We start from the raw sequence: 20784 nt of genomic DNA, 5'->3' as shown, positions 1-20784 counted from the left end.
TGTACACGGTCTCGTTAGACGGTCTCCAACGGACACCATCAAAAAGTGTAATTAGACCGTTAGGGACTTTTAATGACCAGGTATGTAATAAACCTTTTTTTGGCGGGACTGTGTGGGAATCGAACCCACCTGAGACGGCACGCGCCTCACATGCGGTTTTGAAGACCGTGGGGGACACCAGTACCCCATTCAGCCCCGTTAATGGTGCTTTACTATTATAACTTCATAGTTTATTGAAATCAAGGGGGAAATATTCACTTTTTTAAGCGACATGCGTCAACAATTTGAAGTGCGATTCCCTTGAAACAAAGGTCTATTCCATGTAAAGTAAAGATGCAGTAAATAAAGGAAGTGAAAGATATGGAAAAACATTATTACACAGTCGGGATGGCTGGACATATTGATCATGGAAAAACGTCGCTAACAAAAGCGTTAACGAATGTCGATACAGACCGTCTAAAAGAAGAAAAAGAAAGACAAATTTCAATAGAGCTTGGGTTTGCTCCTTTAGAACTTGGAGACAATCTAGTTGCTTCAATTATAGATGTTCCAGGTCATGAGCGTTTTATCCGTCAGATGATTGCCGGAGTTGCGGGAATCGATCTGGTAATCCTTGTGGTCGCTGCAGATGAAGGAGTCATGCCCCAAACAAAGGAGCATCTTGATATATTATCATTTTTAGGGATTAAAAAGGGAATTGTAGCTGTTACGAAGATTGATAAAGTGGATCCTGACTTTGTTGAGTTGGTGAAAGAAGAAGTAAAAGAACAACTCGTGGGAACAGTTTTTGCTGATTCTCCTATGATCCTAGTTGATAGCTTAAAAGGTAACGGAATAAATGAGCTTAAGCAGGAAATTAAGGGAAATCTACTAGAAACAGAAGAACGAAATGCAAATGGCGCTTTTCGACTGCCAATTGACCAAGTGTTCACTGTGAAGGGACAAGGAACTGTTGTTAGAGGGACAGTCTATGAAGGAACCGTCATTGAAGGACAATCTCTATTAATTCTACCATCTAGAAAAGAAACAAAGGCTAGGCAGCTTCAGGTACATCACAAAGCAGCTGATCGAGCTGTAGCTGGACAACGTGTTGCGATCAATCTATCAAATGTAACGAAAGAGGATTTAGATAGAGGTGATGTACTAGTTGACAAGGAGCATTTTGTTGTGACAAATACAATTGACATCTCTTTATCCCTTGTTGAAAAAATTAAACTAGCTGTTAAACAACGTGCACCGATAAAACTGCACCTTGGAACCTCTGAAGTAATGGGGAAGATTGTATTTTTTGACCGTAACGAAGTAGTTGGCGATGAAGGTGAAGTACTCTGTCAGTTGAGGTTAAACGAAGAAATCGTAACAAAACGTGGTGACCGTTTTATCCTAAGAAGGGCTACACCTGTTGAAACGATAGGTGGAGGCTGGGTCATTGACCCCAATGGTCAAAAGTATAAGTTCGGACAGGCGACAGCTAATATGCTACATAAAAAGAAAGAGGGTACACCAGCACAGCGTATCATTGACATCCTCAAAGAGAAAAAATATATGTCTAAAAAGGAATTATTTCAACAAACCTCTCTGAAGGAAGAGGCGTTAACTGAAATTAAGGCAAGTGAACCTGATGTAATAGAAGTTCTTCAGGGATACACATTACACTCTGAACAAACTGCTTTAATTAATCGAGCAAAGGATGTTTTAGCTACTTACCATGATAAATACCCGATGCGAATGGGTATGAACAAGGCTGAATTAGTGAGTTTCCTTAGTCATAATGTTCCTAAAGAATGGGTTGGCAGTGTAGTGGATTTTGCCAGCCAAACAGGAGAGTTAAAGAAGCAAGAGCAATTCATTGCTTTAGTCCAATTTGAAGAATCATTTCCTGCAAACTGGTCCAAGAGAATTGAATCTATGCTAATCGACTTGAATTCAGATGGGCTAAATGCAAAGAGTTGGGAAGAATATGGACAAAAGGCAGGCTTGCCGAAGGATGTATTAGAGGAGCTAAAGCATTATTTAAGACAAAAAGGCAAAATCTATTTCTTAGATGATAAAATTGCTATTTCATCATCTTCTTTTGAACTAGCACTGAAGAAGCTTTATAACAATACTGAGAATTCTTTTGATCTAAAGCAAGCAAAGGATAGTCTGGATGTTTCAAGAAAATATCTCATTCCATTTGTAGAACTTTTGGATCATCTAGGTATTACAAAAAGACAGGATCAAAATCGAGTGTGGGTGAGAAATACCATTGAATAAAAGAGTTGCTTTTTTTACACCTTATTTTCATAGTAATAGAGGAAATGCAACAACTACGAAGAGAATTGTACATGGTCTTCGTGAGGCTGGCATGGATGTATATGTCGTTCCTTACCTAGAGGAGAGATGGTCAGAAGAAAAGGATGAGCAATTAAAGAATTGCGATCTTTATCACATTCTCCATATTTATCGATTTGCGAAATGGAATATGTGTAGGGAACTTCCTCTAGATAAACCATTTATCCTCACGAATGGTGGGACTGATATTAATTATGATTTAGCAAATCCGGCTCAAGTAGCAGAAATGGACGAAATGATTCATAATGCGGCTGCTATTACTGTATTTACTGAAGACGGTAAAAATAAAGTGCAATCCCTATTTCCAGAAAAAATTTTAAAAGTTATACCGCAAAGTGTTTGGTTTGAAGATGGTGTAAACGATCTTTCTATTTCTCTGCCAGAGGATCGCCCCATTATATTTTTACCAGCTGGAATACGAGCAATTAAAGATCCTCTCTTTGTTTGGAATGAAATAAAAGAGTTAAAGAAGCAGTTCAACAATCTACAATTTATTATCGCTGGTATTGTAATTGAAAGAGAATTATTTCATGAAATTGAAAAGCTTTGTAGACAATATGATTGGGTGCATTTTTTAGAGGATGTTCCATTTAATCAGATGAAGTATTTGTACAGGCAAGCTGATATTACCATTAATACATCTGTTACAGAAGGCCAGTCTTCATCTGTTATAGAAGCAATGTACAATCTTAGTCCCGTTTTAGTACGGAAAAATGAAGGGAATTTAAGTACAGTTACACACGGAGAAACTGGACTTGTATTTACTGATCCTACAAACTTTTATAACATGGCTTTTGAACTATTAACTAATCAAAAACTTGCAGAAACCTTAGCTAGAAACGGAAAGCAATATGTGTTAGAACATCATTCACTTGAAAAAGAAATCAATCAGTACTTGGAATTATATAATCAATTCATCTGAGCAAGTTGTTAGACAAAATTGATAGACTTACTTATGATTAAGAACGTTAATACATAATTGGGAGGAATTTAAGTTGAAAAAACTTTGGGTATTTATGATTATTGCCTTATTTGCCCTTCTTGCAGCATGTGGAGGCGGGAATGAAGAAGTAGAAGAACAAGTTGAAGAGACAGAAGAGCAAACAGGTTCAGTTGAACTTGAAAAATTAGTTGTGGGTGTCATCCCTTCATTAAACCAGGGAAATATGCAAACGGCTATGGATAAGTTATCCCAGCATTTTGAGACCGAATTAGGAATGCCAGTAGAAATTACTGTATATCCTGACTACCAAGCTGTTGTTCAAGCAATGACCTACGATGAAGTAAACATGGCGTACTTTGGTCCTTCAACTTATATTGATGCGAACGAGCAAAGTGGAGCAAGAGCGATTATGACTCAATTGATCGACGGCGAACCATTTTACTATTCTTATATCATCACTCATAAGGACTCAGCACTTACTTCAATTGAAGATTTAGTATCGCAAAGTAAGGATCTTACATTTGCTTTTGGAGATCCAAGTTCAACTTCAGGTTCACTAATTCCTAGTATTGAATTAAAGAACCAAGGCGTATTTACAAATCAAAATGAACATCAATTTAAGAACATCCTATATACTGGTGGTCATGATGCAACAGCTCTTGCGGTAGAAAATAAGCAAGTAGATGCTGGTGCAATTGATAGTGCGATCTTTAACACGCTAAAGGAAAATGGTAAAGTTGGGGACAATTTTAAAGTAATTTGGCAGTCAGACAAATTATTTCAATATCCTTGGGCTGTAAGTAAAGTAGTCAGTGATGATCTTGTAACAAAGATTCAAGATGCATTCTTAAAAGTAGAAGATCAAGAAATACTTGATGCTTTTGCTGCAACAGGATTTACCAAAGCTACAGATGCGGATTACGAAGCAATTCGCCAAGCTAAAAAAGAAGCAGCAGGTAAATAATACCAAATTGAACATTAGGTATAACCAACTGTAAAGCTTCCATTTTTGGAGCCTTACATCGTCTATGTTGATAAGAAGGTGTTAAAATGAAACACATGAATAAATGGTCGTTGGCAGTACTGTCAGCGGCTATTCTTATATGGAGTGGCTATGGTGTCGAGTTTTCCTTTCGTGAATTTATGGAGATAGGAAGGACGGTCGACTTTTTCAAAGAGCAATGGTGGCCACCAGATTTTTCGAATGCAAAATATGCACTAGAAGCATCCGTTATTACACTTCAAATAGCTATTATGGGTACCTTTTTAGGGTTGTTATTTGCATTACCCCTTAGTTTTTTTGCTGCATGGAATACAGCTCCTTCTAGATGGTTGTATAATGCGACTCGTGCGCTATTAAACTTCTTTCGTTCTGTACCTGAAATTGTATTTGGTCTTCTCTTTGTACCTACATTTGGTTTAGGTCCTTTTCCTGCCGTTCTGGCAATTGCTTTACACAATATCGGGGTATTAGGAAAGTTAATCTCAGAATTAATTGAAGCATCTGAGGAAGGACAACAGGAAGCAGTTAGGTCTGTTGGAGGAAAGAGACTATTAATTATCACATATGGTATACTGCCTCAAATCATACCTAATATTATCTCTCATTACTTCTATAGATTGGAAGTAGGTATAAGAGCATCCCTAATTTTAGGTTTTATCGGTGGAGGCGGTATCGGAAGTATGCTGTTTATCGATTTTAAAATACTCAATTATCAAATGGTGGCCACAGAAGTAATCTTTATCATGCTTCTTGTTATGATTGTTGATTATATTGGAGCCATTATTCGTAAGAAGGTGATTTAATGCTCGAGATTAAAGAACTAGGAAAAAAATATCCAAAAGCCACTAACTCGGCATTAAAAAAGATAAGTTTTACAATCGAACAAGGAGAGTTCGTGGCAGTCTTAGGATTAAGCGGGGCCGGGAAATCAACTCTTATTCGATGTATAAATCGTCTTGTTGATCCAACTTCAGGGGATATTATTTGGAATGGTGTATCTATTCTTTCCTACCGAGGAGAATCCCTAAGAAAATACCGCAGTTCGATTGGGATGATTTTTCAATCATTTAACTTAATTGAGCGTATGTCTACTATTACCAATGTACTCGTTGGATTTTTAGGGGCAATTCCGTTATGGCGAGGACTATTTTTCCAATTTAGTAAAGAGGAAAAAAGACAAGCTTTACATGCATTAGAAAGAGTAGGGCTTCGTGAGTTTGCTGATAGAAGAGTAAGTAAACTAAGCGGTGGTCAGAGGCAACGAGTAGCAATAGCCAGATCACTAGTTCAAAAGCCGAAAATTATACTTGGAGATGAACCTGTCGCAAGCTTAGATCCCAATACTTCCACTCAAGTAATGTCGTTGCTAAGAGAAATTAATGAGCAAGATCAGATTACAATGATGATAAACTTACATGATGTTAAGTTAGCAAAGGAATTTGCGACAAGAATTATTGGTATTGCAAACGGTGAGGTTGTATTTGATGGGAAGCCTGATGAATTGACCCAGGAAGACTTGGAGAATATTTATTAAGTGGGTTGTTTTGTACAACAATAAGTAAACGTAAAAAAACAGAGACTCCATATAAAGTCTCTGTTTTTTGCATCATCTTTCTGCGTATAAGCAGCATTCGCGCTTTTCTGTCACTTCTCCAACGATAGCAGCCTCAGCAATACCATTTTGGTGAAGTTTCTGTACGTAAAGCTCTGCTTCTTCTTTTGGTAAACTTACTAAAAGCCCACCTGAAGTAACTGCGTCACAAAGGATGTAGCGTTCTTGTTCAGTTAGTTCATCACTATACTCAACAGCTTCGCTTAACCATTCATAATTTGATTTTGTTCCTCCAGGTATAATCCCTTTACCAGCTAACTCGACTGTTCCATCCAATAAAGGAACTTGATCAAAATGAAGTGTTAAACTAACATCACTACCTCTTGCAATTTCACTTGCATGACCTAAAAGACCAAATCCAGTAACATCCGTACCCGCATTTGGGTTTAGTCCTTCTAAGCATTCAGCAGCCACTTTATTTAAACTAGCCATAGTTTCTGTTACTTTTTGAAGTTGTTCAGGTGTGACAGCATCTCGCTTAACACCAGTAGTTAATATACCGACTCCAATAGGTTTAGTTAAAACGAGAGCATCACCAGGCTTTGCCCCAACATTTTTTAATACTTTGTCTGGATGTATTAAACCAGTAACAGAAAGTCCAAATTTCGGTTCTTTGTCATCGATTGAATGGCCTCCAACTATTAGAGCGCCTGATTCCTTTGTTTTATCTGCTGCACCTTTTAATATTTCAGCCAAAACATCAGGACCTAGTTCTTTAATGGGAAATCCTACAATATTCATAACAGTTTTTGGTTTGCCACCCATCGCATATACATCACTTAATGCATTTGCAGCAGCAATTTGACCAAACATATAAGGATCATCTACTACAGGTGTAAAATAATCGACTGTTTGAATGATAGCTATGTCATCTGTTAATTTATATACACCAGCATCATCAGAGGTATCAAGTCCAACTAAAAGGTTTGGATCATGCTCTCTTTCAGGTAATTGACGCAACACTTGCGCCAGGTCACTTGGACCAATTTTGCATCCTCAACCAGCTTTTGAGGACATTTGAGTTAATCTTACGTTTTCTTGGTTTGACATAAACAAGCACCTCCTGAAAATTAGTATATCTCGTTTATGTTTTTTTTTCCAAATATCACGCTTCAAGTGTGAAAATTTTGCTTCCACTATGAAGTTGTACTACAATAAATGACAGAAACTACTTAAGGAGGAAAAATATAATGAGCTTTCAAATTAAAGTTGAATTCTGCATGATGTGAAACTATGCGCCTAAAGCTGCGAGTTTCGCAGAAGAATTATTTACACATTTCCGTCACGAAATAACGAGTCTCGAGTTAGTGCCTACTGGAGGCGGAGCTTTTGAAGTTACAGTAAATGGCGAAAAGATTTATTCAAAACTAGAAGTTGGTAAGTTTCCTGATACAACTGAAATAATTAATAAATTACAAAAATAGTCAAAATAAAGGAAGGACACCAACATTTGGCGCCTTCCTTTAATTTATTTTTATGGTCCGGTACGGTTTTCTTTTTCTTTTTCCCTTTTTGGGGATGCATATTTCAAGGCGATCATGGTTAATAGTTGCTTGAATTTTTTTCCTGCATAAAGAAAAAGGAAGAGTTATGAACCGGGTAGTGTTTTTGTTTAACTTTTTAAATATTACATGAAGGCCACCCTTCACAACCTTTATTGTGATATTATCCTTGCTATATTGAGGAACAATTGCTTCAATAATGTAGGAAGAATCTGTTTCAAACAAGTCCATTCGAAAGCCATCAATATTCCCGTCGAAAAATGGATCCATGACAAACTGAGCCATCCATTCTTCTACTCCGTCCACTTCAAGCAATATATCATCTTTAGTTTCATCATTCATGACAAGCCCTCCAACTTGTTGTTACCATTAAAATATTCGTATACCCATATAATCGTGTGGACTTTTATATAGGATAAATGATGTGTTTTCTGATATCGTTTATTTGTGCTAGGGCAGAAGCCACTTTATAATAGTATTAATGAATCTATCATAGCACTTACCTATATGAAATCAGCCTTGTGTTAAAACGGAGGAAAGAACGTGAAAGAATATCTTAGATTTATACCTCCTGTTCATGAGCTACAAAAACATGAACAGTTTACATTAATTTTAGAGAAGACCGAATTACAACAAGAAAAATTAACTCAATTATTACAAGAAGAAATACATCTTCTTCGTCAAAATTTATTAAATGGGAATTGGATAGAGAAAAATGCGACCAAGGAGTCCCTCATCTCCTACTTATTTGATCAGTTAACAAAAGCTGGTGAGAAATATAGCCAGTACTTCTTGAGGAAAGTGATTAATGCGACAGGAACTATTCTGCATACCAATCTTGGTAGAGCACGTTTAAGTGAACCAGCCATACAGCATGTTATGGATATTGCTAAATACTATTCCAATTTAGAGTATAGAATTGAAGAGGGTGAACGGGGTTCTCGCCATGATATTATAGAAGGCTTAATTCGTTCGGTTACAGGGGCAGAGGCAGCAATGGTGGTTAATAATAATGCAGCTGCAGTTTATTTAATACTCCGAGCATTAGCTAAAGATAAAGAGGTAATCGTATCTAGAGGCCAGCTTGTTGAAATTGGTGGTTCATTCCGAATCTCATCTATTATGGAAGAGAGTGGGGCGAATTTAGTCGAAGTAGGGACGACAAATAAAACTCACCTTTACGATTATGAGGATGCGATAACTGAACAAACAAAAATGATTATGAAGGTACACACTAGTAATTTTAAAACAATTGGATTTACGAAGAGTGTAACTACGGATGAACTATTAGATTTAACAAGGAAACATGAAGAAATTATCTTCTATGAGGACCTTGGTAGTGGAGTCCTTTATGATTTTAGACAGCATGGAATAGGAGATGAACCTGTAGTTAGTGAAGTATTGAAACAAGGAGCAGATCTTGTTTCATTTAGTGGTGATAAATTACTTGGGGGTCCTCAAGCTGGGATTATTGCAGGTAAAAAAGTTTTAATAGATAAATTGAAAAAGCACCAGTTAGCAAGAGTGTTAAGAGTGGACAAGCTCACATTTGCAGCACTAGAAGCAACGCTTTTAGCTTACTTAAAAGGTACTGAAAAAATGATGGAAATTCCAGTAATTCGTGATATGTTAATTAAACCAGAAGAGATTCTACAAAAAGCTGAACAATTTAAATCAATATTATTAAATTCTAGCAAGTACCAGTTAACTATAGAACAAGATGTCTCCCAGGTTGGAGGAGGTACGATGCCTGATGTAGAATTATCTACATATGTTGTTACTCTTACTCATCCAATTAAAAACGCAGAGCTCCTGAGTAAGGAGCTCCGTCTAAACGATCCTTCGATTGTAACGAGAGTCAGAAATAATCAAGTTATTTTCGACTTTAGAACCATTCAATCATCGGAAATCGATGATATCATTAAAAGATTACACCAAATGGGTTAATTACATATCGTGCCCTTTGTTATTCTTTTGGCGAGTATGATTGTGGTTCTTTACCTTTTTAGATCCGCTTAACGGTTCAGGTTGACTTGTATTTTCGTTTTTACTGTGTGGTTTCTTTGCCATTATTGCATCCCTCCTTATCAATTAGGATGAAATAATAATTTGTTTTTATTCTCCGCATCATTTTTAAAAACGTTGAAAAACTAATAAAGAAACATTTACAAAGCCTCTTTTCTAAAACTTTGTTGCTTTTTAACCACTTTAACTGAAGTTAAGGTTATTCTAGTCGATAAAATAATATTGATTGTTTAGAAAGTAGCGACTTCCTAGAAGTAAAATATGGCTTTTGGGATTATTATGAAAGCAACAATTTATGCGAAAAGAGCCTTTACAAAAAAAGGAGAGAGCCACATGCCATACAATAAAAACAAACAACAAGCTTTTCAAGCAGCTCAACAAGGAACTCATCAGGCGAAAGACGTTTATGAGAACATGGAAGTAACAGGCGGAGATTATGGGTCACAACTTAAACATTTAAAAAACGAAGTTAACGAGGCTTATGAACAGATATCAAATGCTCTTGAAGTAGCTTCTGAAACTCAGCGCCCGCAACTGCAACAATTCAAAGATGATTTAAATTCGATTGTTGAAGATATTAATAGTCAGGAATAAAGAAGAGATAGCTGGAAAGCTATCTCTTTTAATGGAAATAAAATCATATTGAGATATTTTAAAAGTTCATGGTATATTAAGAGTCCGCTCATGAAGCGAGTGTGATAAATCTTACTAAGTACCAAGTTGACTGGAAGAAAATTCAGCTTGAACATCTTAAGTAAAAGATGGTATATTGATATTCCGCTCATGAAGCGAGTGAGTATGTGAAAACAGTAAATAACAACAATACTAAATACTAATTTCAATGGTAAAAAATACAGCTTGAACAGTTAAATAAAAGATGGTATATTGATATTCCGCTGATAACATTAAATGAGAGTAAGAAATTTAGATTAAAGAATTACTACCTAAACTCACTGGAAAAAAGTACAACTTGAGTTGGTAATCAAAAAGGTGGTATATTAATAACCTCGCTACTTTTACATCTTAACTTATAAGCCTGGAGGATTAGCTCAGCTGGGAGAGCACCTGCCTTACAAGCAGGGGGTCGGCGGTTCGATCCCGTCATCCTCCACCATAGATTTTTCACGTTAGTGAAAATATCTGTCCTATAGTTTTTTCGTCGGCTCAGCTCAGTCGGTAGAACCCGACAGAATATGCTTCTAAGAATAAGCATCAGCGAACAAATCGAGCCACTGCTTGCGAGACTTCCTGAGATTTGGTCGTTTTTAGCTACAAAATACTTTGCTTGAACATACTCATTTATATGAGCCATTAGCTCAGTCGGTAGAGCATCTGACTTTTAATCAGAGGGTCGAAGGTTCGAGTCCTTCATGGCTCACCATTTATACGCGGATGTGGCGGAATTGGCAGACGCACTAGACTTAGGATCTAGCGCCTTATGGCGTGGGGGTTCGACTCCCTTCATCCGCACCAATTCTATAAATATGCAAATTCATTGCGGAAGTAGTTCAGTGGTAGAACACCACCTTGCCAAGGTGGGGGTCGCGGGTTCGAATCCCGTCTTCCGCTCCAAGAGCTTTGTATTGCCGGGGTGGCGGAACTGGCAGACGCACAGGACTTAAAATCCTGCGGTAGGTGACTACCGTACCGGTTCGATTCCGGTCCTCGGCACCAAGTTTTTTGCGGCAGCAAAATAACTTTTCATAATATCTGGCGGCAGCAAAATATTAGCGCCCGTAGCTCAATTGGATAGAGCGTTTGACTACGGATCAAAAGGTTAGGGGTTCGACTCCTCTCGGGCGCGCCATGTATAACGGGAAGTGGCTCAGCTTGGTAGAGCACCTGGTTTGGGACCAGGGGGTCGCAGGTTCAAATCCTGTCTTCCCGACCATTACTATATATTATATTGGGGCCTTAGCTCAGCTGGGAGAGCGCCTGCCTTGCACGCAGGAGGTCAGCGGTTCGATCCCGCTAGGCTCCACCAAAGTATTTTGCGGTGCAAAATAACTTACTCTTTTTACATCTTAATATGGCGGTGTAGCTCAGCTGGCTAGAGCGTACGGTTCATACCCGTGAGGTCGTGGGTTCGACTCCCTCCGCCGCTATATACCAATACTAATAACTATAAGAATTGGACCTTTAGCTCAGTTGGTTAGAGCAGACGGCTCATAACCGTCCGGTCGTAGGTTCGAGTCCTACAAGGTCCATATACATTTATGGAGGAATACCCAAGTCCGGCTGAAGGGATCGGTCTTGAAAACCGACAGGCGGGTTAAACCGCGCGGGGGTTCGAATCCCTCTTCCTCCGCCATATCTTATCAAGTATTGGTATGATCTTAACATGACTCATATATTATTATCGCGGGGTGGAGCAGTCTGGTAGCTCGTCGGGCTCATAACCCGAAGGTCGTAGGTTCAAATCCTGCCCCCGCAACCAAATTTTTCTGAAATGGTCCCGTGGTGTAGCGACGAGCGAAGCTTCAAAGAAAAGACTTCGAGTTGTCCCGACGCATTAACATCCTTGAGTTTTCCTTCAGAGGAAGGGACAGTTGTACTAGTAGTAATAAATTGCATAGATCACATTATTTTTCTGAAATGGTCCCGTGGTGTAGCGACGAGCGAAGCTCCAAAGAAAAGACTTCGAGTTGTCCCGACGCATTCACATCCTTGAATTTTCCTTTAGAGGAAGGGACAGTTGTACTAGTAGTAATAAATTGCATAGATCACATTATTTTTCTGAAATGGTCCCGTGGTGTAGCGGTTAACATGCCTGCCTGTCACGCAGGAGATCGCGGGTTCGATTCCCGTCGGGACCGCCATTTTTTGTAATGCAGGCTTAGCTCAGTTGGTAGAGCACGTGGGAATAACTTCCAGAGAAAAGCTTCAGCGTACCAATGGAACTTGCTTCTTGATTCAGCTTTCTGAGATTGGGACGACAAGTACTTGCAATAAATAATAGTTAGTATATTTCTTTAATATGCCGGCTTAGCTCAGTTGGTAGAGCAACTGACTTGTAATCAGTAGGTCGTGGGTTCAAATCCTATAGCCGGCACCAGCTACACTTTAAAATGCTGTATTACTATATGGAGGGGTAGCGAAGTGGCTAAACGCGGCGGACTGTAAATCCGCTCCCTCAGGGTTCGGCGGTTCGAATCCGTCCCCCTCCACCAAAGTTTTTGCTTTCGAAAATAACTATCAATAACGTGACAGCGAAAAATTGTCACTTATGAAAATATGAATATAAATAGGGGTATAGTTTAAAGGTAGAACGAAGGTCTCCAAAACCTTTGGTGTGGGTTCGATTCCTGCTACCCCTGCCAATAGAATAATATTATGGCGATCGTGGCGAAGTGGTTAACGCATCGGATTGTGGTTCCGACATTCGAGGGTTCGATTCCCTTCGGTCGCCCCATTTTAAAAAATATTGGGCTATAGCCAAGCGGTAAGGCAACGGACTTTGACTCCGTCATGCGTTGGTTCGAATCCAGCTAGCCCAGCCATTTGCGGGTGTAGTTTAATGGTAAAACCTCAGCCTTCCAAGCTGATGTCGTGAGTTCGATTCTCATCACCCGCTCCAATTAGCATACTAATGGGCCTATAGCTCAGCTGGTTAGAGCGCACGCCTGATAAGCGTGAGGTCGATGGTTCGAGTCCATTTAGGCCCACCAGAGTTTTTTCGCGATAGCGAAAATAACTTTTCATATTTTGATTAAATTATTCCACCATAGCTCAGCGGTAGAGCACGATTGAATTGACTTCTTGGAATAGGCTTCAGCGTACCGATTGTGTGACATCTTGATTTAGCATTCTGAAATCGGGACGTTCGCTCCAGTAGTTGCTATTTCTTAAATATTTATTAGGTTATTCCACCATAGCTCAGCGGTAGAGCATTCGGCTGTTAACCGAAGGGTCGTAGGTTCGAATCCTACTGGTGGAGCCATATCTGGGGAAGTACTCAAGTGGCTGAAGAGGCGCCCCTGCTAAGGGTGTAGGTCGTTTACGCGGCGCGAGGGTTCAAATCCCTCCTTCTCCGCCAGGAACATATTAATTAGGCCCATTGGTCAAGCGGTTAAGACACCGCCCTTTCACGGCGGTAACACGGGTTCGAATCCCGTATGGGTCATCAAGGAAATTTTAAAGGCACTGTGTACACAGTGCCTTTTTTATGCATAAATGTAGGTTTTTACTAATAATTCGTGTAGATAGTGTCTATTGATTCTTTTTTCGTTTCTTATTATTTTGTCTTTGTTCTGCAGTTAATGGTTCATTTTGAAACTCCTCGTTATACCCTGCACCCATTCCTTGTCCACTAGCTGCGTTCATTCCAGGAATGACGTGATTTGATTTACGTTTTGCCATCTTCCTCACCTCCATACTTATATAATGAGTCATCTAAGTTAAAAATATGTTGGTAAAGAAAATTCGACAAGTGACAGGCACCATTATAATCTTTTATAAGAAATTCTTATAACAAACCATAACTTTCTTTTTATTTACTTATGTATATACTTGTATTAAGATTAGAAGGTAAAGTTGTAGAAGGATTGCTGAAAGATAATTCAAAAGAAAACGCTATCCGTAATTAAAGAATGAAAAGGGGGAATACTCGTGGCTACTAACGATGTATTCAAATCACGTTCATCTTTTGAGGTGAATGGAAAGAAGTACAATTATTACAACTTAAAAGCCCTTGAAGATGCGGGAATTGGTAACGTATCCCGTCTACCTTACTCAATCAAAGTTTTATTAGAATCCGTTTTACGTCAATATGACGGGCGCGTGATTACAAAAGAACATGTTGAGAACCTAGCAAAATGGGGTACTGATGAATTGAAGGAAGTAGACGTTCCGTTTAAGCCTTCTCGTGTTATTCTTCAAGACTTTACTGGGGTACCAGCAGTTGTTGACTTAGCATCTCTAAGAAAAGCAATGGCTGATCTTGGTGGAGACCCTCAAAAGATTAATCCAGAAAAGCCAGTGGATCTAGTTATTGACCACTCTGTACAAGTTGATAGAGCAGGGACTGCAGATGCATTAGCTTTTAATATGAACCTTGAATTTGAACGTAATGCTGAGCGTTATAATTTCTTAAGCTGGGCAACAAAAGCATTTGATAACTATCGTGCTGTTCCTCCTGCTACTGGTATCGTTCACCAAGTTAACTTAGAATACTTAGCTAGTGTTGTTCAAACGGTTGAAGGTGAAAATGGCGAATTTGAAGCTTTCCCAGATTCCTTAGTTGGAACAGATTCACATACAACAATGATCAATGGTATTGGTGTTTTAGGATGGGGTGTTGGTGGTATTGAAGCGGAAGCTGGAATGCTAGGACAACCTTCTTATTTCCCAGTTCCTGAAGTTATTGGTGTTAAGTTAGTTGGAGATCTTCCAAACGGTACGACAGCGACTGACTTAGCGTTAAAAGTTACTCAAGTGTTACGTGCAAAAGGTGTTGTTAACAAGTTTGTTGAATTCTTCGGACCAGGGGTATCTAAATTACCACTAGCTGACCGTGCAACAATTGCTAACATGGCACCTGAGTATGGAGCTACCTGTGGATTCTTCCCAGTAGATGACGAAGCACTTTCATACTTACGTCTAACTGGTCGTGATGAACAGTTAATTAATGTAGTTGAACAATATTCTAAAGCAAATGGTTTATTCTTTACTGCTGATGCGGAAGAACCAACATTTACTGATGTAGTAGAGATTGACCTTTCTCAAATTGAAGCAAATCTTTCAGGTCCTAAGCGTCCTCAAGATTTAATCCCACTTTCTCTGATGAAAGAGGAATTCAATAAAGCTCTTACAGCTCCTGCAGGAAATCAAGGTTTCGGACTACTGCCAACTGACTTAACAAAAGAAGTAACTGTTAAGTTCAATAATGGTGACGAAACAACAATGAAGACTGGTGCTGTTGCAATTGCAGCGATTACTAGCTGTACAAACACATCTAACCCATATGTTCTTATCGCGGCAGGTCTAGTTGCGAAAAAGGCTACAGAAAGAGGGTTAGAAGTACCAAAGTACGTTAAAACATCTTTAGCACCTGGTTCTAAGGTTGTAACTGGTTACCTAGAAAACTCAGGTCTATTACCTTACCTAGAGAAACTAGGATTTAATACAGTAGGATACGGATGTACAACATGTATTGGTAACTCAGGTCCATTAGCTGATGAGATTGAAAAAGCTGTAGCTGAGAATGATCTTCTTGTTACTTCTGTATTATCTGGTAACCGTAACTTCGAAGGACGTATTCACCCACTTGTAAAAGGTAACTACCTTGCATCACCACCTTTAGTAGTGGCATATGCTCTTGCAGGTACTGTAGATGTTGACCTTCAAAATGATGTAATCGGTAAAGATAAAGATGGTAATGATGTATTCTTTAAAGACATCTGGCCAACTACTGAAGAAATTAACCAATTAGTTAAGGATACTGTTACACCTGACCTATTCCGTAAAGAATATGAAACAGTATTTGATGATAACGCTCGTTGGAATGAAATTGAAACGACTGAAGATGCTCTTTATCAATGGGATGAGAATTCAACGTACATCCAAAATCCTCCATTCTTTGAAGGGCTATCAGCTGAGCCAGGTATTGTTGAACCACTTAAAGGCTTACGCGTTGTTGGTAAATTTGGTGATTCAGTAACAACTGACCATATTTCACCTGCTGGTTCAATTGGTAAGGACACTCCAGCTGGACGCTACCTACAGGAAAAGGGCGTAACACCACGTGACTTTAACTCTTATGGTTCGCGTCGTGGTAATGACCGTATTATGACTAGAGGTACGTTTGCAAATATCCGTATCAAGAATCAAATTGCTCCTGGTACAGAAGGTGGATTTACAACTTACTGGCCAACAAACGAAGTAATGTCGATCTATGATGCATGTATGAAGTATAAGCAAGATGGTGTAGGACTTGTTGTACTTGCTGGTAATGACTATGGAATGGGATCTTCTCGTGACTGGGCAGCAAAAGGTACAAACCTACTTGGTATTAAGACTGTTATTGCTGAAAGTTTTGAGCGTATCCACCGTAGTAACCTAGTATTCATGGGAGTTCTTCCTCTACAATTCAAAGAGGGTGAAAATGCTGAAGTACTTGGTTTAACTGGTAAGGAAACAATCGAAGTTCAAATCGATGAAAGTGTAAAGCCACGTGATCTTGCGAAAGTTACTGCTACTGACGAAGATGGTAACAAGAAAGAGTTTGAAGTTCTTGTACGTTTCGATAGTGAAGTAGAAGTTGATTACTACCGTCATGGTGGAATTCTCCAAATGGTACTTCGTGATAAGTTAAAAGAAAATTAATAAAGAAGGGGAGCTACAAGTTGTAGCTCTTCTTTTTGTTGGATACAGAACGCATCCTTTCAATAGGATTATGGGACAAACCATGATAAAATAAGAGAAAGAACTATTCACCATGAAGCATACAGAGAATAAGCTATAATAGACCGAACTACCCATAATGTTAAAAGTCGATAGAAAGGACGAGAGCATGAAAAGATTTCTAGCCATAGGTATTCTCGTTGGACTAATAGGATATACCATTTATACTCAAGTATGGGCCAAGCATCTTGTTGAAACAGTAGATTCGTCTGAAATTGCTCAAACTAATCCTTTTAACCCTAATGAAAAAATAGGTGCAGTTATAAATAAAGGTGATCTAGTCAATCAGGTTGCGCCTGACTTTTCACTACAAACGTTATCTGGAGAGAGTGTGAGACTTTCTGAACTAAAAGGTAAAAAAGTATTTATAAACTTTTGGGCAAGCTGGTGTCCGCCTTGTAAAGACGAAATGCCGGAAATACAAGAATTTCATGAGAAATATCCTGATATTATGGTTCTAGCGATTGATTTACGTAATACTGAAAAAAGTGATGAAGTAGTTAAAGAATTTATTGAAGAGAACGGCTATACTTTTCCTGTATTATTGGATCAAAAAGGAAAGGTTGGGGAGAGTTATAAAGTATTAACACTACCTACCTCTTTTTTCATTAATACAAATGGCGAGATTCAATATAAATTTATTGGACCTTTAACGCTTGAGAAAATGGAGGAAATGGTTAATTCTCTTGATTAAAGCAACAGAGATCTTTCTTTGTTGCTTTTTTCGTTGTCGTTTTATTTTAATAAAATTTTCGCAAAACTGGCATAATTCATGCTATTTTCGGGAATAAAAAAAATAAAACAAATATAGAAAGAAGGTGACCTTTAATGAGAAAAAGCAAAAAACGCTCATTTCAGGAACTAGTCCTTGAAAATAAAAGACAGTTACTTAATGACAAAGAGGCATTAGAACGTATTGAAGATCGATTGGAACAAAAACGGTTAGATAAAGCAGAATAACCAGTTGTATACAGAAAAAGAAGCGGGTAAACCTACCAGCTTCTTTTTCTGTATAGGTCGATTAAATAAAGCAAATAGTAGCGTTAAGGGGGGATTATGATATGGGAAATCCAAAAAAACATGCTAAGCATTATGTTCCTAGTCACTTAGGGACTCAACCAAGAGGATTCAGTGGAAACAAAGGGAAGAAGTTTCAAGATAAATCTGGAGAACATGCTCAAGTAATCCAGACAAAAGGTGAGTAACGTATAGGGACAACTTGTCCCTACACTACATAAAATTGTTCTTCACAACAACACATAAACACCCCCATAAATAGAAACAATATTTTTGTAATACTGATATCATTAAAGGAGGAAAAGAAAATGACAAATCATCAACGACCAAATCCAGACGACAGAAGTGATAATGTAGAAAAGCTGCAGGAAATGATTCATAACACGATTGAGAATATGGAAGCAGCAGAAGCAACAATGGAGTTTTCTAATGAAAAGGACCGTGCCAATATTGAAGCAAAAAATGAGAGACGACGTGACAGCATTGATGCATTCCGCAATGAAGTAAAAGATGAAGCTCGCCATAACAAATAAACGATCATTGCTACATAAATGACCAAGCACAGAGCTTGGTCATTTTCTTTCACATGAGTGACTGTACAGTGATATGATAGAAATGGTGATAAATTTGATAAAAAAACAAATACTTGTTGATGAAAAGAAAATAGAGCTATGGCAAAGAGAGTTAGAAGATCGAGGTTACATAGAAGATGAAGGTTTAGTTATCCAAGGTATAAGAAATCTAAAAAATATACCTAACCCAAAATTAGAGTCAATTTTATTACTTCTTTTGGCACAATCTAGAACATTTCGTCGTAAGGAGATGGATGACCTTACGATGGAATGGGTGAGGCGGGCTCGTGAATTGGATCCGCAAAATCATTATTTAAAAGCATTTTATGACCAAATTATCTATACTTCATTGAAGTCTCTACCTAAGCAGCTACAATTCCCCTTTATTCGAGAAGCCGATAATAGAACGTCGAAAAGAAAGTTGGCTGAAGAATATATTGACCGTTGCAGGAATTATCTTGACCAATATGATGATATGTTAGCTGAGTTAGATGAGTTCATGAATGATAAAGAAGAATTGAGTGAACAAGCAGCCCACTGGCTTCATATCTCGAGTGAGTTGAGTAATCATGTTCATAAACTCCTTAAAGCATCAGATGAGTATTACTCATCTATTAGTGGGGTTTTTCATACTTCGGTCCACCTTGATGAAATAAAGAGCACACTTGAGGAAATTGGCAAACTTAAAGAAATCTTTCTACAAAGTGATCAAAAAGAGGAACGAGTGAAAGCTAATACCTCTAGCTTACAAGAGCTAGAACAAATGATAGGTATGAAGCAAGTTAAGAATCGAGTATATCAACATTCACAATACATACAATATCAAAAAAAACGTAAGGAATTAGGATTCACCATGAAGGATGAAATGAGCCTTAACATGGTATTTACCGGTAATCCGGGAACTGGAAAGACAACTTTAGCTAGGATGTTAGCGAAAATTTACTTTGAGCTTGGTGTTTTAACAAAGCCTGAAGTGATTGAGGTGGATCGATCCCACTTAATCGGAGCGTATGTCGGACAGACAGAGGAAAATGTAAAAGCTGCAGTTAATCGAGCACTCGGAGGCGTTTTATTTATTGACGAGGCATATAGCTTAAAACGAGAGGGTCAATCGACAAATGATTATGGACAAACCGCTATAGATGCACTTGTCTCTTTAATGACAAGTGGCGAATATGTTGGGAAATTTGCTGTTATTTTAGCGGGGTACCCTGAAGAGATGAGGCAGTTCTTAACGGCAAACACAGGATTAAGAAGTCGTTTTCCAGAGAGTAATCATATCCACTTGCCTGATTATACAAATATGGAACTGCTTGAAATAGCAAAAAAGGTTGCTTCAGATAATGACTATATGATGACAGAGGAGGCTTTAATAGAGCTAGAGACTCGTATTGAAAAAGAACGTGTCGATGAAAGCTTTGGAAATGCTCGTACGGTTAAAAACATTATATTAGATTCAATCTTTAAAAAAGGTGCTACCATTGAATTAAAAGATGCTGATAGTTTTGATCTTACCTTGCTTGAAAAGAATGATTTATTACCTACACAAGTAATATCAGAAGAGTTGTTGCCAGAACAAATGCTTCATGAATTAATTGGCCTAGAGGGAATAAAGGAAGAAATAAAGAAAATACAACATTTTGTGCAGCTACAACAAGTAAGAAAGGAAAAAGGATTTAAGACTGTTCCTGTTCAATTACATGCAGTGTTTAGTGGTAATCCTGGTACCGGGAAAACAACTGTTGCGAAGATATACGCAAAAATGTTAAAAGAGACTGGTCTCCTAAAAAGAGGTCATTTAGTAGTAACAGGAAGAGCAGATCTAGTTGCTGGTTATGTCGGGCAGACTGCTTTAAAAACAAAAAAGAAAATCAGGGAAGCTCTGGGTGGAGTATTGTTTATTGATGAAGCTTATTCATTACAAGCTGGATCCTCTAATGATTTTGGTAAAGAAGCTGTAGATACCATTGTGGAAGAGATGACGAAGCATAATGAGAACTTGGTGATCGTTTTAGCCGGATATTCAAAAGAGATAGATGAGTTGTTAAAGAGCAATCCTGGCTTGCAATCAAGATTTAAAAAGTTTTTCCACTTTCCTGATTATACTGCTGATGAAATGGTAGAAATCATTCTCCAGCGTGTGAAACAATATGAGTACGATTTGACTGGAGAAGCAATAAAGGCTTTGGAAGAATTTATAAACACTAAAAAAGTTTTAGGAAATGCCCGTTTTGCGGTTAATTTCGTAGACGAGTTATTACAAATACAGGCTGCAAGGGTTATGGAACAAACAGATATAAAGGAAGAGGAATTTTCGATAATAAATGAAAAGGATATGGAGGAGGGACTATCCTTCTACCCGATATCTTAAGGGG

At 38.2% G+C, this 20784-nt stretch carries 18 protein-coding genes and 24 tRNA genes; 37 read left to right on the top strand and 5 right to left on the bottom strand.

What is annotated here, in order from left to right; all coding sequences use genetic code 11:
* Positions 1-100: 100 nt before the first annotated feature.
* Positions 101-197: transfer RNA gene (locus tag LT143_RS03255), tRNA-Sec, on the bottom strand.
* 163 nt (positions 198-360) lie between these two features.
* Between LT143_RS03255 and selB the strand changes: the two genes are divergently transcribed.
* From selB to phnC, 5 genes are all read left to right on the top strand, one after another.
* Positions 361-2256 carry a selenocysteine-specific translation elongation factor gene (gene selB, locus LT143_RS03250; protein ID WP_246939608.1) on the top strand — a complete coding sequence of 632 codons (1896 nt, stop codon included), beginning with the start codon at positions 361-363 and terminating at the stop codon, positions 2254-2256.
* Positions 2249-3256 (top strand): glycosyltransferase family 4 protein, encoded by a 1008-nt coding sequence (locus LT143_RS03245; RefSeq protein ID WP_246939605.1) that lies wholly within the window; start codon positions 2249-2251, stop codon positions 3254-3256. Before selB ends, LT143_RS03245 begins: the two co-directional genes overlap by 8 nt.
* A gap of 73 nt (positions 3257-3329) precedes the next feature.
* Entirely contained in the window at positions 3330-4241 is a 912-nt protein-coding gene (phnD, locus tag LT143_RS03240) for a phosphate/phosphite/phosphonate ABC transporter substrate-binding protein (RefSeq protein ID WP_246939602.1), read from the top strand.
* An 86-nt stretch (positions 4242-4327) separates the two neighbouring features.
* Positions 4328-5083: a phosphonate ABC transporter, permease protein PhnE gene (gene phnE / locus LT143_RS03235; protein ID WP_246939598.1), complete on the top strand. Its 756-nt coding sequence runs from the start codon at positions 4328-4330 to the stop codon at positions 5081-5083.
* Positions 5083-5814 (top strand): phosphonate ABC transporter ATP-binding protein, encoded by a 732-nt coding sequence (gene phnC / locus LT143_RS03230; protein ID WP_246939595.1) that lies wholly within the window; start codon positions 5083-5085, stop codon positions 5812-5814. The genes phnE and phnC overlap by 1 nt, the downstream gene beginning before the upstream one ends.
* A 72-nt stretch (positions 5815-5886) precedes the next feature.
* On the opposite strand, the gene selD is transcribed toward phnC, so the two are convergent.
* Positions 5887-6942 (bottom strand): selenide, water dikinase SelD, encoded by a 1056-nt coding sequence (gene selD, locus LT143_RS03225; protein ID WP_246939592.1) that lies wholly within the window; start codon positions 6940-6942, stop codon positions 5887-5889.
* A 140-nt stretch (positions 6943-7082) separates the two neighbouring features.
* Here selD and LT143_RS20700 point away from each other — a divergent pair, with 140 nt between their 5' ends.
* A complete protein-coding gene (locus LT143_RS20700) occupies positions 7083-7316 on the top strand; it encodes an Rdx family protein (RefSeq protein ID WP_418909797.1) in 234 nt (77 codons plus the stop codon).
* A gap of 39 nt (positions 7317-7355) precedes the next feature.
* Here LT143_RS20700 and LT143_RS03220 read toward each other — a convergent pair whose 3' ends face one another.
* A complete protein-coding gene (locus tag LT143_RS03220; protein ID WP_246939589.1) occupies positions 7356-7736 on the bottom strand; it encodes an Hsp20/alpha crystallin family protein in 381 nt (126 codons plus the stop codon).
* A gap of 201 nt (positions 7737-7937) precedes the next feature.
* On the opposite strand from LT143_RS03220, the gene selA reads away from it, so the two are divergent.
* Positions 7938-9341, top strand: a complete 1404-nt coding sequence (gene selA, locus LT143_RS03215) for an L-seryl-tRNA(Sec) selenium transferase (protein WP_246939586.1) — start codon at positions 7938-7940, stop codon at positions 9339-9341.
* On the opposite strand, the gene LT143_RS03210 is transcribed toward selA, so the two are convergent.
* The gene (locus LT143_RS03210) at positions 9342-9467 is read right to left on the bottom strand and encodes a small acid-soluble spore protein P (RefSeq protein WP_336296588.1); all 126 of its coding nucleotides are present in this window, start codon (positions 9465-9467) and stop codon (positions 9342-9344) included.
* A 285-nt stretch (positions 9468-9752) separates the two neighbouring features.
* On the opposite strand from LT143_RS03210, the gene LT143_RS03205 reads away from it, so the two are divergent.
* The 24 genes from LT143_RS03205 to LT143_RS03090 all read left to right on the top strand — a co-directional run bounded on the left by LT143_RS03205 (position 9753) and on the right by LT143_RS03090 (position 13542).
* On the top strand, positions 9753-10013 hold the full coding sequence (locus tag LT143_RS03205; RefSeq protein WP_246940360.1) for a hypothetical protein: 261 nt from the start codon (positions 9753-9755) through the stop codon (positions 10011-10013).
* 444 nt (positions 10014-10457) lie between these two features.
* Positions 10458-10533: transfer RNA gene (locus LT143_RS03200), tRNA-Val, on the top strand.
* 191 nt (positions 10534-10724) lie between these two features.
* A tRNA-Lys gene (locus LT143_RS03195) sits at positions 10725-10800 on the top strand.
* 7 nt (positions 10801-10807) lie between these two features.
* Positions 10808-10892: transfer RNA gene (locus LT143_RS03190), tRNA-Leu, on the top strand.
* A 24-nt stretch (positions 10893-10916) separates the two neighbouring features.
* Positions 10917-10991, top strand: a tRNA-Gly gene (locus LT143_RS03185).
* Positions 10992-11004: 13 nt separating this feature from the next.
* A tRNA-Leu gene (locus tag LT143_RS03180) sits at positions 11005-11093 on the top strand.
* 56 nt (positions 11094-11149) lie between these two features.
* Positions 11150-11226: transfer RNA gene (locus LT143_RS03175), tRNA-Arg, on the top strand.
* 7 nt (positions 11227-11233) lie between these two features.
* Positions 11234-11310, top strand: a tRNA-Pro gene (locus LT143_RS03170).
* Positions 11311-11327: 17 nt separating this feature from the next.
* Positions 11328-11403, top strand: a tRNA-Ala gene (locus LT143_RS03165).
* Positions 11404-11450: 47 nt separating this feature from the next.
* Positions 11451-11524: transfer RNA gene (locus LT143_RS03160), tRNA-Met, on the top strand.
* Positions 11525-11552: 28 nt separating this feature from the next.
* A tRNA-Ile gene (locus tag LT143_RS03155) sits at positions 11553-11626 on the top strand.
* 11 nt (positions 11627-11637) lie between these two features.
* Positions 11638-11730, top strand: a tRNA-Ser gene (locus tag LT143_RS03150).
* Between the two features lie 49 nt (positions 11731-11779).
* Positions 11780-11856, top strand: a tRNA-Met gene (locus LT143_RS03145).
* A gap of 306 nt (positions 11857-12162) precedes the next feature.
* Positions 12163-12238, top strand: a tRNA-Asp gene (locus LT143_RS03140).
* A gap of 160 nt (positions 12239-12398) precedes the next feature.
* Positions 12399-12474: transfer RNA gene (locus tag LT143_RS03135), tRNA-Thr, on the top strand.
* Positions 12475-12504: 30 nt separating this feature from the next.
* Positions 12505-12589, top strand: a tRNA-Tyr gene (locus LT143_RS03130).
* Between the two features lie 76 nt (positions 12590-12665).
* Positions 12666-12739, top strand: a tRNA-Trp gene (locus LT143_RS03125).
* 16 nt (positions 12740-12755) lie between these two features.
* Positions 12756-12831: transfer RNA gene (locus tag LT143_RS03120), tRNA-His, on the top strand.
* A gap of 13 nt (positions 12832-12844) precedes the next feature.
* Positions 12845-12919, top strand: a tRNA-Gln gene (locus LT143_RS03115).
* A gap of 3 nt (positions 12920-12922) precedes the next feature.
* A tRNA-Gly gene (locus LT143_RS03110) sits at positions 12923-12996 on the top strand.
* Between the two features lie 14 nt (positions 12997-13010).
* Positions 13011-13087, top strand: a tRNA-Ile gene (locus LT143_RS03105).
* Positions 13088-13284: 197 nt separating this feature from the next.
* Positions 13285-13359: transfer RNA gene (locus LT143_RS03100), tRNA-Asn, on the top strand.
* A gap of 5 nt (positions 13360-13364) precedes the next feature.
* Positions 13365-13455: transfer RNA gene (locus tag LT143_RS03095), tRNA-Ser, on the top strand.
* 15 nt (positions 13456-13470) lie between these two features.
* Positions 13471-13542: transfer RNA gene (locus LT143_RS03090), tRNA-Glu, on the top strand.
* 86 nt (positions 13543-13628) lie between these two features.
* On the opposite strand, the gene sspO is transcribed toward LT143_RS03090, so the two are convergent.
* Positions 13629-13778 carry a small acid-soluble spore protein O gene (sspO, locus tag LT143_RS03085; protein ID WP_246939580.1) on the bottom strand — a complete coding sequence of 50 codons (150 nt, stop codon included), beginning with the start codon at positions 13776-13778 and terminating at the stop codon, positions 13629-13631.
* A gap of 249 nt (positions 13779-14027) precedes the next feature.
* Between sspO and acnA the strand changes: the two genes are divergently transcribed.
* The 6 genes from acnA to LT143_RS03055 all read left to right on the top strand — a co-directional run bounded on the left by acnA (position 14028) and on the right by LT143_RS03055 (position 20780).
* The gene (gene acnA / locus LT143_RS03080) at positions 14028-16742 is read left to right on the top strand and encodes an aconitate hydratase AcnA (protein WP_246939578.1); all 2715 of its coding nucleotides are present in this window, start codon (positions 14028-14030) and stop codon (positions 16740-16742) included.
* Between the two features lie 187 nt (positions 16743-16929).
* Positions 16930-17514 (top strand): TlpA family protein disulfide reductase, encoded by a 585-nt coding sequence (locus tag LT143_RS03075; protein WP_246939576.1) that lies wholly within the window; start codon positions 16930-16932, stop codon positions 17512-17514.
* A 134-nt stretch (positions 17515-17648) separates the two neighbouring features.
* Positions 17649-17780 (top strand): FbpB family small basic protein, encoded by a 132-nt coding sequence (locus LT143_RS03070; protein ID WP_246939574.1) that lies wholly within the window; start codon positions 17649-17651, stop codon positions 17778-17780.
* Between the two features lie 101 nt (positions 17781-17881).
* Positions 17882-18025 (top strand): acid-soluble spore protein N, encoded by a 144-nt coding sequence (locus LT143_RS03065; protein WP_246939572.1) that lies wholly within the window; start codon positions 17882-17884, stop codon positions 18023-18025.
* Between the two features lie 120 nt (positions 18026-18145).
* Complete coding sequence (tlp, locus tag LT143_RS03060; protein WP_246939570.1) at positions 18146-18370, top strand: small acid-soluble spore protein Tlp; 225 nt, start codon at positions 18146-18148, stop codon at positions 18368-18370.
* A gap of 94 nt (positions 18371-18464) precedes the next feature.
* Entirely contained in the window at positions 18465-20780 is a 2316-nt protein-coding gene (locus tag LT143_RS03055) for an AAA family ATPase (RefSeq protein ID WP_246939568.1), read from the top strand.
* Positions 20781-20784 lie beyond the last annotated feature (4 nt).

Origin of the sequence: Bacillus pinisoli (assembly GCF_023036475.1) — a bacterium.
Taxonomy (GTDB): domain Bacteria; phylum Bacillota; class Bacilli; order Bacillales; family SA4; genus Bacillus_BS; species Bacillus_BS pinisoli.
This window is presented reverse-complemented; position numbering and strand designations above follow the sequence as displayed.

Bases quoted from the DNA above. Each gene is read 5' to 3' on its own strand.
- sspO (WP_246939580.1), bottom strand. From the start codon at position 13,778: ATGGCAAAACGTAAATCAAATCACGTCATTCCTGGAATGAACGCAGCT.
- selB (WP_246939608.1), top strand. From the start codon at position 361: ATGGAAAAACATTATTACACAGTCGGGATGGCTGGACATATTGATCAT.
- phnE (WP_246939598.1), top strand. From the start codon at position 4,328: ATGAAACACATGAATAAATGGTCGTTGGCAGTACTGTCAGCGGCTATT.
- LT143_RS03070 (WP_246939574.1), top strand. From the start codon at position 17,649: ATGAGAAAAAGCAAAAAACGCTCATTTCAGGAACTAGTCCTTGAAAAT.
- LT143_RS03065 (WP_246939572.1), top strand. From the start codon at position 17,882: ATGGGAAATCCAAAAAAACATGCTAAGCATTATGTTCCTAGTCACTTA.
- LT143_RS03220 (WP_246939589.1), bottom strand. From the start codon at position 7,736: ATGAATGATGAAACTAAAGATGATATATTGCTTGAAGTGGACGGAGTA.
- tlp (WP_246939570.1), top strand. From the start codon at position 18,146: ATGACAAATCATCAACGACCAAATCCAGACGACAGAAGTGATAATGTA.
- LT143_RS03205 (WP_246940360.1), top strand. From the start codon at position 9,753: ATGCCATACAATAAAAACAAACAACAAGCTTTTCAAGCAGCTCAACAA.
- phnC (WP_246939595.1), top strand. From the start codon at position 5,083: ATGCTCGAGATTAAAGAACTAGGAAAAAAATATCCAAAAGCCACTAAC.
- LT143_RS03075 (WP_246939576.1), top strand. From the start codon at position 16,930: ATGAAAAGATTTCTAGCCATAGGTATTCTCGTTGGACTAATAGGATAT.